The sequence below is a fragment of the Kribbella sp. NPDC048837 genome (assembly GCF_055586945.1).
In genome coordinates, this window is record NZ_JBVJHF010000005.1 from 452,253 (window position 1) to 466,974 (window position 14,722).

A 14,722-nucleotide genomic window follows, 5' to 3' on the forward strand; every position below is an offset into this window, starting at 1 on the left:
AGGGGGTGGACCGTGTACGCGCGTTCCACCACGATCCACGCCGCGCCCGGGTCGATCGACGCCGGTATCGCACAGGTGCGGGACGAAGTGATGCCGATGCTCGGGGAACTGGACGGCTGCGTCGGTCTGTCGATGATGGCCGACCGCGAGTCCGGCCGCTGCATCACCACCACGGCCTGGCGGTCGGAGGAGGCGATGCGGGCCACCGACGAACGGCTGCGGCCGGTCCGGGAGCGGCTCGCGCGGACGATCGGCGGGAGTCCGATGGTCCAGGAATGGGAGATCGCCGTCCTGCACCGCGATCACCGTTCGGTCGCCGGCGCCCGCGTCCGGGTCACCTGGGTGAAGGTCGACCCGATGAGCCTCGACCGGGCGATCGACGTCTACCGGCTGGCGTCGCTGCCGCGGCTCGAGGACCTGGCCGGCTTCTGCAGCGCCAGCCTGCTGGTCGACCGCGCGTCCGGCCGGGCGGTCTCGTCGGTCACCTACGACACCCAGGAAGCGATGGACGCGAACCGGGAGGCGGCCGCGTCGATGCGGTCGGCGACCGCGAAGGACGCCGGGGCCGAGATGCTCGACGTCTGCGAGTTCGAGCTCGCCCTCGCCCACCTCCACGTCCCCGAGCTCACCTGAAGTCCCGCTCACCTGGAGCAGTCGTCGGCGCATCCCGACCAGCACGGCCCGGACCCAACTCCGGGCCGTTGCTCAGTCCATCGTGTCGAGGTGCGCTTCCAGCGCATCCAGACGACCGCGCCAGAGATCGCGGTACGGCGCGAGCCAGGCGTCGACCTCCGCGAGCGGTGCCGGGCTGAGCCGGTACCACCGTCGCTGCGCGTCCTGCCGGACCTCGACCAGCCCGGCGTCGCGGAGGACCTTCAGATGCTTGGAGACCGCCGGCTGGCTCAGTGACAGCTGATCCACCAGCTCGCCGACCGGCCGTTCCCCGGCCCGCAGCAGATCCAGGATCTCCCGCCGCCGCGGCTCCGCCAGCACCTCGAACGTACTTGCCATATGAGGAATATACGTCGCCTACCGGCTGAGTTCGTGGCCGAAGGTCGCGGTGAAGGCGTCGCGGAACAGGTCGGGCAGGTCGGGCTCGCCGTCCTCGGAGGCCCAGCGCAGCAAGGCGACGTGGGCGATCCCCAGGCAGGCGCTGGCCGCGGCGCGAGCCTGGAACTCGAGAGCCGGATCGGCAGAGCCGGCGCGAAGTGCGGTGACGAAGGCTTCCTGCAGCCGGTTCTGGCTGTCGAGGTGGCGAGCCTGGAGCGCCGGCGTCGAGATCATCAACCGCAGCCGGGCGAGCAGCAGCTCCCGATCGGGCCCGGTGGTCAGGGCGAACGTCGCCAGCATCGTGCGCCCGATCCGGTCGGCCAAGGATCCGCCGGTCGGGAGTTCGCCGATCGTCGCCGCGGCCAGCTGATCGAAGTCGTCGTACAGGACCAGGTCTTCCTTGGTCGGGAAGTTCCGGTACACGGTCATCGCGGCGACGCCGGCCGCGCTCGCCACCTCGGTCACCGTGGTGGCGTCGTACCCCTGCTCGGCGAACAGCTGGATCGCCTGCCGCTGGATCCGCTGCTTGGTCTCCATCCGCTGGCGCGCCCTGAGGTTCACGTGGTAGATACTAACATCATGAGAGTATCTAACATGAATGACAGGGTGGCCCTGGTGACGGGAGCGTCGCGGGGGATCGGCCGGGCGATCGCGGAACGGCTGGCCGCGGACGGGGTCGAGGTCGCGGTGCACTACCACAGCGACAAGGCCGGAGCCGAGGAGACGCTCGAGCGCATCGGCGGTCGGGGATTCCTGGTCGGCGCCGAGCTCGGCGTACCGGGCGATGCCGACGAGGTCTTCGGGCAGTTGTCGGAAGGGCTGGCGGGACGGTCCTTGGGGATCCTGGTCAACAACGCGGCCGCGCCGCCGGCCGGTCCGCTCGAGACGGACACCGTCGACGCGTTCGACCGGCTGTTCGCGGTCAACGTGCGCGCGCCGTACTTCCTGATCCAGCGGCTGCTTCCGGTCCTGGCCGACGACGGGCGGATCATCTCGATCTCGTCCGCCGCGACCCGGATGGCGAACCCCGTCCAGACCTCGTTCGCGATGACCAAGGGCGCGGTCGAGACGATGACTCTCACGCTGGCCCAGGAGCTCGGGCGGCGTGGCATCACCGTCAACGCGGTGTCGCCGGGCGCGACCCGGACCGAGGCGAACGGCGCGTTCTTCGAGACCCCGGGACTGACCGACTTCGTCACGCACCACACCGCGCTCGAGCGGCTCGGTCGCGGCGACGATGTCGCCGAGGTGGTGGCGTTCCTGGCCTCCGACGCGGCTCGCTGGGTCACCGGTCAGACCGTGGATGCCACCGGCGGGCTGTTCCTCGGACCGCGTTTCGCCTGACGGGGTTGGGTTTTCCCCCGGTCTGTACGGTGGAAGGCCCGACCCGAAGACGGCGGTTGGCCCCAGTGTGTGGGTGGTCTGCACGGGCCTAGCGTCGTTGGCATGCACACGACGAATCAGGTGATGATGACCGCGCTGCAGGCGACACAGGAACCGACCGGAGGAGTGGCCGGGTGGGCCATCGACCTGATGGAGCGACTGGGAGCGCCAGGAGCGGGGCTCGCGGTCGCGCTGGAGAACCTGTTTCCACCGCTGCCCAGCGAGGTGATCCTGCCGCTGGCCGGGTTCGCGGCCAGCCGCGGTGACCTCGGGCTGCTGAACGCGATCCTCTTCACCACCCTCGGGTCGATCGTCGGTGCCCTCGCTCTGTACGGCGTGGGCGCGGGGCTGGGCCGGGATCGGACCAGGGCGATCGCGGGCAAGCTGCCGCTGGTGAAGGTGCAGGACGTCGACAAGGCCGAGGAGTGGTTCACCCGGCACGGGCCGAAGGCGGTGCTGATCGGCCGGCTGGTTCCCGTCGTCCGCAGCCTGATCTCGGTCCCGGCCGGGGTGGAGCGGATGCCGGTCGCGGTGTTCCTGGCGCTGACCGCGGTCGGCAGCCTGGTCTGGAACTCGTTGCTGATCGTCGCCGGCTATCAACTCGGCGAGCGGTGGCACGTGGTCGAGTCCTCGGTGGGCGTCTTCCAGAAGCTCGTGATCGCGGGCGCGGTGGCGGCGGTGGTGTGGTTCGTCGTCGTGAAGATCCGGGCCCGGCGTTCGGATTCTGAGAAAGTCAAGTAGCGCGCTCGACTTTGACTACGCTCGATCCAACACTTGCCGAGCACAGGAGTTGGGTCAGATGCCCTCAGTCGCGTTCGAACCGCAGGTCGTACCGGATCCGCCGGTCTGGCCGCAGTCTGTCGTCACCGTGGTCGGCAACCCCCGGCCCGGGTCCAGGACCGCGGCCGCGGCGGCGTCCGTGGCGGAGTTGCTCGCCTCCGAGCTCGGTACGCCGTACCGGATCGACGAACTGGTCGACCTGGTGACGTTCGCGCCGGCGATCTTCCAGGGGGAGCGGGCCGCGGACGAAGAGCGGGCGGCGCTGGAGAGCGCGGTCGATCTGGTCTCCTCGGCTTCGGTGATCGTGGTCGCGACGCCGGTGTACAAGGGCAGCTACACCGGTCTGCTGAAGAGCTTCCTCGACGTCCTGCCGCCGCAGGCGCTGGCCGGCGCGGTCGTGGTGCCGGTGACCGTCTCCGCGGCGCCTAGCCACAAGCTGCTCGCGGACCAGCACCTGCGTCCCGTTCTGGCCGAGCTCGGCGCCAGCGTGCCGGTCCCCGGGGTGATCCTCGAAGAGCGCGACCTCGAGGACCTCCAGGTCGTCCTGTCCACCTGGCTCCGGGCCAACGCCGGCATCGTCCAGGCAACCACCATCGCCCTCCAACCAGTAGCCGAGCCCACCCCAGCCCGCTAACGCCACCCCGGCCCAACCCTCCAGCCCAGCGGGCAGGCTTCAGTCTGCGTGGTTTGGCTGGGTGGGGGAGTGGCGGAGGGTTGAGGTGGCGGGTAGGAGGGTCGAGGTGAAGGTGAGGAGGGCGGCGGCTCCGACGATCACGCCGTAGATCCACAGCGGGCCGGTGGGAATGGCGCTGGTGGAGACCTTGGCCGAGTAGGGGAGCAGGCAGGCCAGGGCGACCAAGGTGCCGAGGGTGATGCCGGCCAGGGAGACCAAGGTGCTTTCCGTCCACAGCATGCGGAGAACCTGGCCGCGGGTTGAGCCGGTGAGGCGTTGGAGTGCGAACTCCCGGCGCCGGCGCAGCGTCGTCGAGACCAAGGTGTTGACGACCGAGACCGCGGTGTAGGCGATCAGCATTCCGACGAGCATGTAGTTGACCCACGCCTGTGTCTGCAGGTCTTCCGCGTTCGCGGCGACGAGGGTGTCCCGGTCGGCGACCTGTACGCCGGGATGCGCCGCGGCGAGTTCGGCGAGCGCCGGTCGTACGTCGGCTCCCGGCGCGGTGCGAACCAGGATCTGCTTGGTCAGCCCGTCCGTGGTGTGAGCCGCGACCAGCGAAGCGGGCAGGATGATGCTCTCGTAGCCGCGCTCGGCCGCGAAGGTCGCGACCACTCGCAGCGTCACCGCGGTGCCGTCGCCCAACGTCATGTCGATCGTCGAGCCCACCGGGCGGTCGATCTTCCCGGCCACATAGTCCGGCAGTGCCACGGTCGACCCGGTCAGGCCCTCGAGTGATCCGCTCGTCAGCCGCACCGGCGCCGTACCGTCGGCGCCCTGGGCGTCCACGCCGATGAGCGGAGCGCCGTCCTCGTCGAAGGGGGCGTTGCGCGGCTCGTCGATCGTTCCCAGGCTGGTGACGTACGCCGACGCACTCGCGACACCCGGCACCGCGCGGACCTGGCTCAGCACCGTGGGGGACAGGCCGGCGTCGGAGACGAGTACGGCGTCCGCCCGCAGATCCCGCGTGAAGGCCTCGGAGGACGCGTGGACCTGGGTGGTCTGCATGTAGAGGTTGGCGGTCGAGATGCCGACGGCAAGCATCACCGGCATCACCGCGGCCGACATCGCCACCGAGCGGGCGGTCACGTTGCGGATCGCGAGGCGGCCGTTGACCCGGGTCAGCGCCTGCACCGGCCAGCGCCAGACCGCGAGCACAGCCTTGGTCCAGAACGGTCCGAGCAATGCGACACCGATGGCCCAGCAGAGAATCGACGGGCCCGCGGTCGCACCGGCGAGCGGACCGGTCATCACGGTCGCGGTGACGATCAGCAGTGCGAGGCCGCCACCGAGGAACGCCAGACCGAACAGCAGGCGCACCCAGCTGAACCACTTCCGCTGCAGGGACGCCTCCATCAACGCCTCGACCGGCCGGATCTTCGCCGACTTGCGCGCCGCCATCAACGAGGCACCGATCGCCGCGAGGACAGCCGCCCCCGCACCGGCCGCGAACGGGATCAGGCCCTGGGAGAACTCGACGACCGGTGACGCGACACCGTGCGAACCGAGCTGGTCGAACAGGAACCGGCCGAGGAAGATCCCGGGTACGGCGCCCAGCGCGACCGCGGGGAGCGACACGAGCATCGCTTCGCCGAGGATCATCCGGCGCACCTGCCCAGGCGTCGTACCGATGCCGCGCAGCAACGCGAACTCGCGCTCGCGGTGCTGGGCGGACAGCGCCAGCGTGGACGCGACCACGAACATCATCGTCATCGTCGCGATCCCGCCGAACGATCCCGCGATCGAGATCAGCGCGGTCCGGTGCGACTCGGCGTCCGGGTGCTCGGCCAGGCCGCGGTCGATCCCGGCGCGGACCGTGATCCCGCCGCCGAGCGCCTCGATCCGGTCCTTCACCTCGTCGACATTCGTGCCTGGGGCAACAAGTACGCCGACGTCGGCGAAGCGGGCCGGGTTTCCGGCCAGCCGGGCCGCCTCGCCGTCGGAGAAGAACGCGTGACCGGCTGGTCCTGCGGCCGAGCCGCTCACGGTGAAGGTCGTCGGTTCGCCGTCGATCAGGAAGGTGACCCGGCTGCCCACCTTGGCGCCCGTCATCACCACCTGACCGGCGCGCGGCGCGTGACCCGACGTCAGCCGGTACGGCGCCAGCGCGGCCGAGGACCAGTTATGGCCTTCAGCAACCGAAGCTCCGACCGCTGGGAAGGTGAGGTCGCCGATGGCCTCCGAAACCCCTTGCACAGAACGGATCTTGGCGACCAGATCAGCCGGGACGCCGACCCGCTCGGGTAGCGGAGTCGCGTCCTCTGCGCCGGGTCGGAGGTGCGACTGCTTGCCGGTGACAACGAGGGAGGCGGCGGCGAGCCGGGTGGGCTCGACGTTGGAGCGGATCCCCGTCTCCATCAGGCCGCCGCACGCCATCACGATCGCGGTGCCGAAGACAACGGCGACGAAGGTGGCGATGAAGCCGCTCTTGCGGTGCCGCAAGGTGCGGACTGCCAGGCGCATCATCCCGCCACCGCCTTCAGCGTGGAACGCGCGCCGAGGTGGGTCATCCGGTCCGCGACCTCTTCGGCCGTCGGCGCGGTGAGGCTGCCGGCCAGGACACCGTCGGCGAGGAAGACGACCTGATCGGCGTACGACGCGGCGACCGGGTCGTGGGTGACCATCACGACCGTCTGGCCCTGCGTACGCACGGGTTCGCGGAGCAGCTCGAGGACGTCGGCCGCGGTCTGGGTGTCGAGAGCACCGGTGGGCTCGTCGGCGAAGATCACTGCCGGCCGGGCGACCAGGGCGCGAGCGATGGCGACGCGCTGCTGCTGGCCGCCGGACAGTTCACCGGGACGGTGCTTGCGCCGGTCGCCGAGGCCGACGCGGTCGAGGACCTCGCGGACGGCGGTGCGGTTCACCCGGCGCCCGTCGAGCTCCTGCGGCAGGGTGACGTTCTGCCAGACGGTCAGCGCGGGCAGCAGGTTGAAGGACTGGAACACGAACCCGATCCGTTCGCGGCGGAGCTCGGTGAGCCTGCGCTCGCTCAGCCCGGCCAGCGGCTGGCCGTCGATGTAGACGCTGCCAGAGGTCGGCCGGTCGAGCCCGGCGGCACAGTGCAGGAACGTGCTCTTGCCCGACCCGGACGGCCCCATCACAGCGGTGAAGGTGCCGGGCGCGAAGTTGATGCTGATGCCGTTGAGGGCGGTGACGGCGTTGGCGCCGCGGCCGTAGACCCGCCGTACGTCGTTCAGGACGACCGAGTACTCGGTGCCGACAGCTGTTTCCCGCGTCCGCTTCTTCATGCTGATGACGCTACGGAGCGCGGACCGGCCACCCCATGGTGCTGGACCACCGCGAAGGGTAGGTGAAACTCCACCTAGGAACGGAGCAGCGCCTTCAGTCCGGCCGTGTAGGAGGCGGGCGTGACGTCGCCGATCAGCAGGCGCTGGAGCACGAAGCCGGGCACCATCCCGAACATGACCTGCGCGATGTCGCGCGGGTCGGCGTCGGCGGAGACCGTGCCGTCGGCCTGGGCCCGGCGGGCGATCTCGAGGAAGTGGTCGCGCAGTTGGCAGTACTTGCCGCGGGCGGTCGCGTGGATCGACTCGTTGCGCAGGGCCTCCGCCCAGGCCTGGACCGCGACCCGGGTGACGTCGCCGCCGGGTGCCTCCGCGACCGCGACCACGTGGTTGAGCGTCGCCTCCAGTGCGGCCAACGGTGACAGCGGCTCGTCGGTGGCGAGGATCCGCTCGAAGAGGTCGTCGATCGTGCCCAGCGCGTCCTCGGCGATGGCCGCGACGATGTCCTCCTTGCTCTTGAAGTAGCCGTACACCGCGCCGGCGGACAGGCCGGACTCGCGGATCACGTCCGCCATCGTCGTCTTGTGGAAGCCCTGCTCGATCACGCAGAGCCGGGCGGCCGCGACAATCTGCCGGCGGCGGGCGAGCCGGTGCTCCTCAGTGACCTTGGGCATGTCCGGAACATAAAACGAATGTCCGTTCTTGACAAGTCGGCGTGGATGTTCCACGCTCGGATTAATAAAGAACGGTCATTCGGTTTTGTTAGGAGTCCCCGCCATGTCCGCTGAGGTGCACGCCGCCGAACGTCGCCGGCCCCCGCTGGTCGCAGTCATCACCCTGCTGACCGCCCTGCTCACCGTGCTGCTGATCGCCTTCGCCTGGCCGGCCGCACGATCCGAACCGCGCGACCTGCCGCTCGCCGTGGCCGGTCCCGCCCCGGCCGTCCAGCAGGTCACGGCCGGCCTGGACCAGGCGATGCCCGGTGGCTTCGAGGTCACCGCCGTACCGGATCGGGCCGCGGCGGTGCAGAAGATCCAGGATCGCGACGTGTACGGCGCGATCGTGCTCGACGCGGCGCAGCCCGAGGTGCTGACCGCGTCCGCGGGTGGTCCCGTGGTCGCCCAGATGCTGACGCAGATGTCGGCCCGCCTGTCCCCGGAGAACCCGCCGAAGGTGACGGATATCGTGCCGCTGCCGCAGGACGACCCACGCGGTGCCGGTCTCGCCGCGGGCGCGCTGCCGCTCGTGCTCGGCGGGATCATCGCGGCCGGTGCGCTGACCCAGTTGGTGCGGTCGGGGTCGAAGCGGATGATCGGCGCAGTCGCGTTCGCTATCACGGGTGGGCTCGCGTTGGCCGCCGTACTGCAGTACTGGCTCGGCTCGTTCGAGGGCAGCTACCTCGGCAACGCGGGCGTGATCGCGATGTCGATCGCGGCGATCAGCCTGACGCTGCTCGGCCTGGAATGGCTGCTCGGGACGGCCGGTCTCGCGCTCGGCGGCGCGGTGATGATGCTGCTCGGCAACCCGCTGTCCGGGATGACGAGTGCGCCCGAGATGCTGCCGAGCGGCTGGGGCGCGCTCGGGCAGTTGCTGCCGCCGGGAGCCGCGGGTACGGCGCTCCGCTCGGTGAGTTTCTTCGACGGTGCGGGGGCCGCTCGGCCCCTCGTCGTCCTGACCTGCTGGCTGGTCGCCGGACTGGCCCTTTGCGCACTCGGAGCGATGAAGTCACAGCGCGCCGTACACCCCCGCCACGAGGCGCAACCCATTACCGTCTGATTGTCATGACAACGCGGTGACCGGATTGTTACGTGCCGGTCACCGCGTTAGCGCGTACCTGCGCGGACAACGTTGTCTGTCAAGCATTGACTTCGGCGGTCCAGGGCTCCTACGGTCGCGGGAAAGCCCGCTCGGTTTGGGCAGGGGTACCGGGATGACAACGATTGCCCGAAGGTGGACCTGATGGTGACTAGGAAACGTTTCAAAGCAGCCGCTGTGGTGAGCGCGCTGCTGCTGGCGGTCTCGGCCTGCGGCCAGGGCTCGACGACCAAACAGCCGGAGGCGGGCGGCTCCCAGAGCTCGGGACCGGCGCACATCAAGATCGCGTACCAGCAGTGGGGCCCGGGCGTGGTGATGAAGAACTTCCTCACCGGCGTCAAGTCCGAGTACGAAGCGGCCAACCCCGGGTCGACGGTCGAGATCCTGCCCATCGTGGCCAGTGAGAACGACTATTACACCAAGCTCCAGCTGATGATGCGGTCGCCCAACACCGCGCCGGACGTGGTCTACGAGGACACCTTCCTGATCAACTCCGACATCACCGCCGGTTACCTGCGGCCACTGGACGACTACATCAAGAACTGGGACCAGTGGAGCCAGTTCGAGGACACCGCCAAGGGTGCGGCCAAGGCGCTGGACGGCAAGACGTACGGCGTTCCGGACGGCACCGACACCCGGGCGCTCTGGTACAACAAGCAGATCTTCGCCAAGGCGGGGCTGCCCGCCGACTGGCAGCCGAAGAACTGGGACGACGTCCTGTCCGCTGCTCGCACCATCAAGCAGAAGGTCCCCGGCGTCATCCCGATGAACGTGTACTCCGGCAAGCCGATGGGTGAAGCCTCGGCCATGCAGGGCTTCGAGATGCTGCTGTACGGCACGAAGGACACGCTGTACAACAACGACCAGCAGAAGTGGGTCGTCGGCAGCCAGGGCTTCAAGGACTCGCTGAACTTCATCAAGACCGTCTACACCGAGGGCCTCGGCCCGTCGCCGAAGCAGGCGCTGGACCCGAACATGGGCAGCAAGGTCGGGACCGAGCTGCTGCCGGGCGGCAAGCTGGGGATCGCGCTGGACGGCTCCTGGATCTACGGCAACTGGCAGAAGACCGGTGCGAAGCCGTGGCCGCAGTGGACCACGGTGATGGGCCAGACCGCGATGCCGACGCAGGACGGCGGCGGCAAGGGCAAGGTCAGCCTCTCCGGCGGCTGGACCTGGGCGATCCCGGCCAAGTCGAAGAACCCGGACGCGGCCTGGAACCTGATCAAGACCCTGCAGACCCAGAAGAACGCGGCCAAGTACGCGACCGACGGCGCGCAGATCGCGGTCCGCAAGGACGTCGCCGCCGACGCCGGCTACAAGAGCTCCTCGCAGAGCACCCAGTTCTTCACCGACCTGGTCTCGGTCACCGTGTACCGGCCGGCGTACGCCGAGTACCCGAAGGTCTCCAACGAGATCATCACCTCGATGGAGGCGGTGATGACCGGGCAGTCGTCGGTCGACGACGCGGCGAAGAACTACGACGAAGCGGTCGAAGGCATCGTCGGCAAGGACAAGACGACCCAGGGCCAGTAACCCGGCCCGGCGAGGAAGTTCCCCTGTGACGACGACAGTCGCCCCTACGGCGGCCGGCACCGCTCCTTCCGGTAAGTCCTCCGGAAGGAGCGGGAAGCCGCGGGCCGCGAAACTGCTCCGGATGCTGCCGCTGGGCCCGGCGATCGGCCTGATGCTGGTCTTCCTGGCCGGCCCCATCATCTACTGCGTGTACGCCGCGTTCACGAACATGGCGCTCACCGGCACCGGCGCCGCGAACGTGAAGTTCGTCGGCCTCGACAACTTCCGCAAAGCCTTCGGCAGCGGCGCGTTCACGAACGCGATCTGGCTGACCCTGGTGTTCACGCTGATCTCCGCGATCATCGGCCAGAACACCCTCGGGCTCGGCCTGTCGCTGCTGATGCGCCGGTCCACCAAGGTGGTCCGCAATTTCGTCGGTACGGCGGTCATCGGTGCGTGGGTGCTGCCCGAAGTGGTGGCGGCGTACCTGCTCAGCGCGTTCTTCAACGACGAGGGCACGCTGAACGTGATGCTGCACGCCGTCGGCCTGCCGGGTCAGGACTGGTTGTACGCGGCACCGATCATCGCGGTGTCGCTGGCCAACATCTGGCGCGGTACGGCGTTCTCGATGCTGGTGTACTCGGCGGCGCTGAGCGAAGTACCCAAGGAGATCGAGGAGTCGGCCGAGATGGACGGCGCGGCCGGCCTGCGGCGGCTCTGGTTCGTCACGCTGCCGATGATCAGCCGGGCGATCATGACCAACCTGATGCTGATCACGCTGCAGACGCTGAGCGTGTTCGGCCTGATCTTCGCGATGACGCGCGGCGGCCCCGGCACCAAGAGCCAGACGCTGCCGCTGTACATGTACGAGCAGGCGTTCAGCTTCTCCCAGATCGGCTACGGCACGGCGATCGCCCTGGTGATGCTGGCGATCGGCGCGGTCTTCTCGCTGATCTACCTGCGTGGATTGAACTCGGAGGCAGCGTGATAGCCCGCGACCGGATCAGCAAGTTGTCCGCCAACCTCGTTCTGCTGGCGATCGGCGTGCTGTTCGTGCTGCCCCTGCTGTGGGTGCTGTTCGCGTCGATCAACAGGACCGCCGGGTTGCGGGTCGAGTTCCCGACCCATCCGACCCTGGGGAACTTCAAGGCGGTGCTGAACACCGACACGACGTACCGTCCGGTGCTCAACGGCATCGTGCTGTGCGGCGGCTCCGCCTTGCTGACCATGGTCTGCGCGGTGCTGGCGGCGTACCCGCTGTCGCGCTTCAAGTCGAAGTTCAACCGGCCGTTCCTGCTGACCGTGCTGTTCTGCACCGGGTTGCCGATCACCGCGGTCATGGTGCCGGTGTACGGCCTGTTCGTGCAGCTGAACCTGGTCGACACCATCGGCGGCACGATCATGTTCATGGCGACCTCGTCGCTGCCGTTCGCGATCTGGCTGACGAAGACGTTCATGGACGGCGTACCGCTGTCCCTCGAGGAAGCCGCCTGGGTCGACGGCGCGGGCAACATGCAGGCACTGGTCCGCATCGTCCTGCCGTTGATGTGGCCCGGGATCGCGGTGGTGATGATCTTCACCTTCATCGGCATGTGGGGCAACTTCTTCGTCCCGTTCATGCTGCTGCTGTCCCCCGAGCGGCTGCCGGCGTCGGTCAGCATCTTCACCTTCTTCGGCCAGTACGGCGAGCCGAACTACGGCCAGCTGGCGGCGTACTCCCTGATCTACACGACGCCCGTCCTGCTGCTCTACCTACTCCTGAGCAAGAAGCTCGGCGGCGCCTTCGCCCTAGGTGGAGCCATCAAGGGCTGACACCAGCCCGGCGGGGCGGTCTGTGGTGTGGGCCGCGGGTGGTTCTCCCCTCGCGGCCTGCTACGCGCGCTCCTTCGTCGCGTGCTACGCAGGCCGCCCCGCCCGCCCTTGGGTGTGCGGGCTGCCGCCCGCGTGAGTGCTTGGCTGCTGTGGTTGCGGGGACGGGCTGTCTGTGTGTGGCGCGTGAGAACCCGGCTGGTGTGGTTGCGGGCGGGGAGCGCGCGGGGGCGCGGGATGACTGTTCTACTGGCGTTGTGGGGTGTGGGGGAGGACGAATCTTAGGTAGTTGGTGAACGGGGTGAAGCCCATTCGTTGGTAGACGGGGGCTCCTTGGGCGGTGGCTTGTAAGAGGATGCCATCGGCGCCGCGGGCGAAGGCGATCTGGGAGATGGCTGTGGTGACTAGGGTGCCGAGCCCTTGGCGGCGGGCTGCGGGGGTGGTGGCTACCCAGTAGATGCCGGCGGTGGGGGCGGTGTGGATGAGCATTGCGCAGGCGACGGGGGTGCCGTTTGTGCTCGCGACTACCGCGGTGACGTTTGGTGCCACCAGGACGGCTGGTGTGGCGAACTGGTCTACGGCCTTGATGTCTCGGCCGGTGTCGCGGAAGACATCGCGGTGAACCGTGGCGAAGGCTTCAACTCCGGCTTGGTCGACGACCTGGGTCAGGTCGACGGCTGTGGGAGGGGAGGGCGGGGGTGGTGGAGTGTGGAGCGCCATGCCTAGGGCGGTGGACCGAGGGTGGAGTCCTTTGGCTTGGGCCTCGTCGATCAGGTCTTGGTCGCGATGGGTCGACGCCCACACAATGAGGTCTCGGTGATGCCGCTGGCCGAATGCTTGGGCTTCGCTGAGCAGTTGCCCGGGGGCGACGTCCGGGGTCAGTCGCAAGGCTGCGTTGTGGAAGGCGCCGACGTAGTTGGAGGCGGCCGCGATGAAGAGGGCGCCCCGCTGCCGCGTGAGGACCGAGTCGTTGCCATGCCGACCGAAGTGCTCCACAGCTGCTTCGATGTTGTGATCTGAGGCGGCGTGCAGGTCCCTTGCATTCAACACATACCGCAGTTCATCACACGAGAGCAGGAACCTGCCTCCGAGTTTCGAGACGGTTGGCGACAGTGGCGGCGGCCGCTCCCTCCTGCCCACGGCAAGCCCGCACCCAATCTGTTCCTGTGGATCCTCCTGACCTCGATGAGCGTGTCGCTGGAGGATCGGAACGGCGCGTCAGCCGGGCAAGTGGGCTGCGGATCCGAAGGTGTTCGGGGCGCGGGGCAGAGTCCAGTGGAGCTGTCGGCCGATCGTGGATACCCGTTTGGTAGCGGTTGCCTCTGGCAAGGAGGTCTGCTGGAGGTGGGTCGACAGCAAGCTGGCGACGGTAGGAGCCCGCGCCGGGGTGGGTGGGAGCGGCGCGGGTGAGCGACGGAGGAGCGAATGTAGCGCCGCGCGGGGGAAGACTCAGCTCGGGGTCAAGGCTTGTAGGCGGTGGTGGGCGGCCTGGAGGGCGGTCGCGGATTGTAGGGCGGTGGGGATTTCGTCCAGGGCTGACCAGTATTCGAGTTTTTGGGTGAAGGGCCAGTCGAGTTGGAAGCAGGCTGTCCAGGCTCGGGCTGAGTGGACGAGGACCCGGAAGGCCAGGAGTGTGTCGTGGTCGGCGTTGGTGTCGGCCAGGGCGGCGAGGAGGTCTTTGTGGGCTTGGGCCGCGATGGTGGCGGGCTTGTGTTCGTGCCAGGCGTCGCGGAGGGCGCTGGTGGTGCGTTCGAGGGCGAAGGCGGCCAGGGCGCCGACTGCGGTCTGGATGACGGCGTCGAGCTGTTCGTCGCCTGCTACCAACGCGGCGGCTGACTGGGAGCCGACGGCGGTGGCGAGGACGAGGATGAGTCGGACGATGAAGCTGAGCAGGCGGTTGAGGCGGGTATGGTCCCGGGTGATCTCGACCTGTTGCAGCTGGATGCGGAGTTGCTTGATGGCTCGCAGCGCCGTACGGCGGTCGGCCCGGGATCCGCGGAGCGGACGGCCGAAGCTGTCGATCGCCTGCTCGATCTCGTCGGCGGGGATGCCGAGCAGGTCCGCGACCTCGGCGAACGGGAGCTCGGTCAGCAGTTTGGCGGCGGCGTCGGCCGTGGCGGCTTTCCGGGGCTGACGGCGGGAGCGCCGTGGCTCGCCGTTGCGGATGCTGTCGGCGGCCAGGTCGAGGAGGTCGTCCAGGCCGCGGACGACGTCGACCAGGGCCGCGTCGGCGGTCTTCCAGCGGTAGCCGGCGAGAGCGTTCGTACGGCGGAAGTCGTCCTCGACCACCTTCTGCAACGCCGGCGGCCAGCCGGCGAACTCGACGGCCGGCGGCTCCTCGAACGGTGCCGCGGGAGTGGAGTCGGGAACCAGTGGCTTGGCACCGGCACGGGTGCCGATGACCTCTTCGTTCTTCTTCCCCTGCCCCGGCACGATGAAGCTCACATCACCACCT

Annotated in this window: 15 protein-coding genes; 8 read left to right on the forward strand and 7 right to left on the reverse strand. The window is 68.9% G+C overall.

Features of this window, described 5'->3' with window-relative positions; genetic code table 11:
• The first annotated feature begins 12 nt into the window (after window positions 1-12).
• Window positions 13-633 carry an antibiotic biosynthesis monooxygenase gene (locus tag ACZ6O0_RS25585; RefSeq protein ID WP_465767499.1) on the forward strand — a complete coding sequence of 207 codons (621 nt, stop codon included), beginning with the start codon at window positions 13-15 and terminating at the stop codon, window positions 631-633.
• A 72-nt stretch (window positions 634-705) separates the two neighbouring features.
• Here ACZ6O0_RS25585 and ACZ6O0_RS25590 read toward each other — a convergent pair whose 3' ends face one another.
• Together ACZ6O0_RS25590 and ACZ6O0_RS25595 are read right to left on the reverse strand one after the other, a co-directional pair.
• The gene (locus ACZ6O0_RS25590) at window positions 706-1,011 is read right to left on the reverse strand and encodes an ArsR/SmtB family transcription factor (protein ID WP_465767500.1); all 306 of its coding nucleotides are present in this window, start codon (window positions 1,009-1,011) and stop codon (window positions 706-708) included.
• 18 nt (window positions 1,012-1,029) lie between these two features.
• Complete coding sequence (locus ACZ6O0_RS25595) at window positions 1,030-1,611, reverse strand: TetR/AcrR family transcriptional regulator (RefSeq protein ID WP_465767501.1); 582 nt, start codon at window positions 1,609-1,611, stop codon at window positions 1,030-1,032.
• A gap of 33 nt (window positions 1,612-1,644) precedes the next feature.
• Between ACZ6O0_RS25595 and ACZ6O0_RS25600 the strand changes: the two genes are divergently transcribed.
• The 3 genes from ACZ6O0_RS25600 to ACZ6O0_RS25610 all read left to right on the forward strand — a co-directional run bounded on the left by ACZ6O0_RS25600 (window position 1,645) and on the right by ACZ6O0_RS25610 (window position 3,847).
• Entirely contained in the window at window positions 1,645-2,394 is a 750-nt protein-coding gene (locus tag ACZ6O0_RS25600) for an SDR family oxidoreductase (RefSeq protein ID WP_465767502.1), read from the forward strand.
• Window positions 2,395-2,496: 102 nt separating this feature from the next.
• On the forward strand, window positions 2,497-3,174 hold the full coding sequence (locus ACZ6O0_RS25605; RefSeq protein ID WP_465767503.1) for a DedA family protein: 678 nt from the start codon (window positions 2,497-2,499) through the stop codon (window positions 3,172-3,174).
• A gap of 58 nt (window positions 3,175-3,232) precedes the next feature.
• Window positions 3,233-3,847, forward strand: coding sequence for an NADPH-dependent FMN reductase (locus tag ACZ6O0_RS25610; RefSeq protein ID WP_465767504.1), 615 nt, complete (start codon window positions 3,233-3,235; stop codon window positions 3,845-3,847).
• 39 nt (window positions 3,848-3,886) lie between these two features.
• Here ACZ6O0_RS25610 and ACZ6O0_RS25615 read toward each other — a convergent pair whose 3' ends face one another.
• The 3 genes from ACZ6O0_RS25615 to ACZ6O0_RS25625 all read right to left on the reverse strand — a co-directional run bounded on the left by ACZ6O0_RS25615 (window position 3,887) and on the right by ACZ6O0_RS25625 (window position 7,805).
• On the reverse strand, window positions 3,887-6,352 hold the full coding sequence (locus tag ACZ6O0_RS25615; RefSeq protein ID WP_465767505.1) for an FtsX-like permease family protein: 2,466 nt from the start codon (window positions 6,350-6,352) through the stop codon (window positions 3,887-3,889).
• Window positions 6,349-7,134 carry an ABC transporter ATP-binding protein gene (locus ACZ6O0_RS25620; RefSeq protein ID WP_465767506.1) on the reverse strand — a complete coding sequence of 262 codons (786 nt, stop codon included), beginning with the start codon at window positions 7,132-7,134 and terminating at the stop codon, window positions 6,349-6,351. The genes ACZ6O0_RS25615 and ACZ6O0_RS25620 overlap by 4 nt, the downstream gene beginning before the upstream one ends.
• A gap of 74 nt (window positions 7,135-7,208) precedes the next feature.
• Complete coding sequence (locus ACZ6O0_RS25625) at window positions 7,209-7,805, reverse strand: TetR/AcrR family transcriptional regulator (RefSeq protein ID WP_465767507.1); 597 nt, start codon at window positions 7,803-7,805, stop codon at window positions 7,209-7,211.
• Between the two features lie 103 nt (window positions 7,806-7,908).
• On the opposite strand from ACZ6O0_RS25625, the gene ACZ6O0_RS25630 reads away from it, so the two are divergent.
• The 4 genes from ACZ6O0_RS25630 to ACZ6O0_RS25645 all read left to right on the forward strand — a co-directional run bounded on the left by ACZ6O0_RS25630 (window position 7,909) and on the right by ACZ6O0_RS25645 (window position 12,270).
• The gene (locus ACZ6O0_RS25630; protein WP_465767508.1) at window positions 7,909-8,907 is read left to right on the forward strand and encodes a hypothetical protein; all 999 of its coding nucleotides are present in this window, start codon (window positions 7,909-7,911) and stop codon (window positions 8,905-8,907) included.
• Window positions 8,908-9,090: 183 nt separating this feature from the next.
• Window positions 9,091-10,479 (forward strand): extracellular solute-binding protein, encoded by a 1,389-nt coding sequence (locus tag ACZ6O0_RS25635; protein WP_465767509.1) that lies wholly within the window; start codon window positions 9,091-9,093, stop codon window positions 10,477-10,479.
• Between the two features lie 25 nt (window positions 10,480-10,504).
• Window positions 10,505-11,446, forward strand: a complete 942-nt coding sequence (locus ACZ6O0_RS25640; RefSeq protein WP_465767510.1) for a carbohydrate ABC transporter permease — start codon at window positions 10,505-10,507, stop codon at window positions 11,444-11,446.
• Window positions 11,443-12,270, forward strand: a complete 828-nt coding sequence (locus ACZ6O0_RS25645) for a carbohydrate ABC transporter permease (protein ID WP_465767511.1) — start codon at window positions 11,443-11,445, stop codon at window positions 12,268-12,270. Before ACZ6O0_RS25640 ends, ACZ6O0_RS25645 begins: the two co-directional genes overlap by 4 nt.
• Window positions 12,271-12,513: 243 nt before the next feature.
• On the opposite strand, the gene ACZ6O0_RS25650 is transcribed toward ACZ6O0_RS25645, so the two are convergent.
• Both ACZ6O0_RS25650 and ACZ6O0_RS25655 read right to left on the reverse strand, forming a co-directional pair.
• On the reverse strand, window positions 12,514-13,263 hold the full coding sequence (locus ACZ6O0_RS25650; protein ID WP_465767512.1) for a GNAT family N-acetyltransferase: 750 nt from the start codon (window positions 13,261-13,263) through the stop codon (window positions 12,514-12,516).
• Between the two features lie 453 nt (window positions 13,264-13,716).
• Window positions 13,717-14,712, reverse strand: coding sequence for a hypothetical protein (locus tag ACZ6O0_RS25655; RefSeq protein WP_465767513.1), 996 nt, complete (start codon window positions 14,710-14,712; stop codon window positions 13,717-13,719).
• Between the last annotated feature and the right edge of the window lie 10 nt (window positions 14,713-14,722).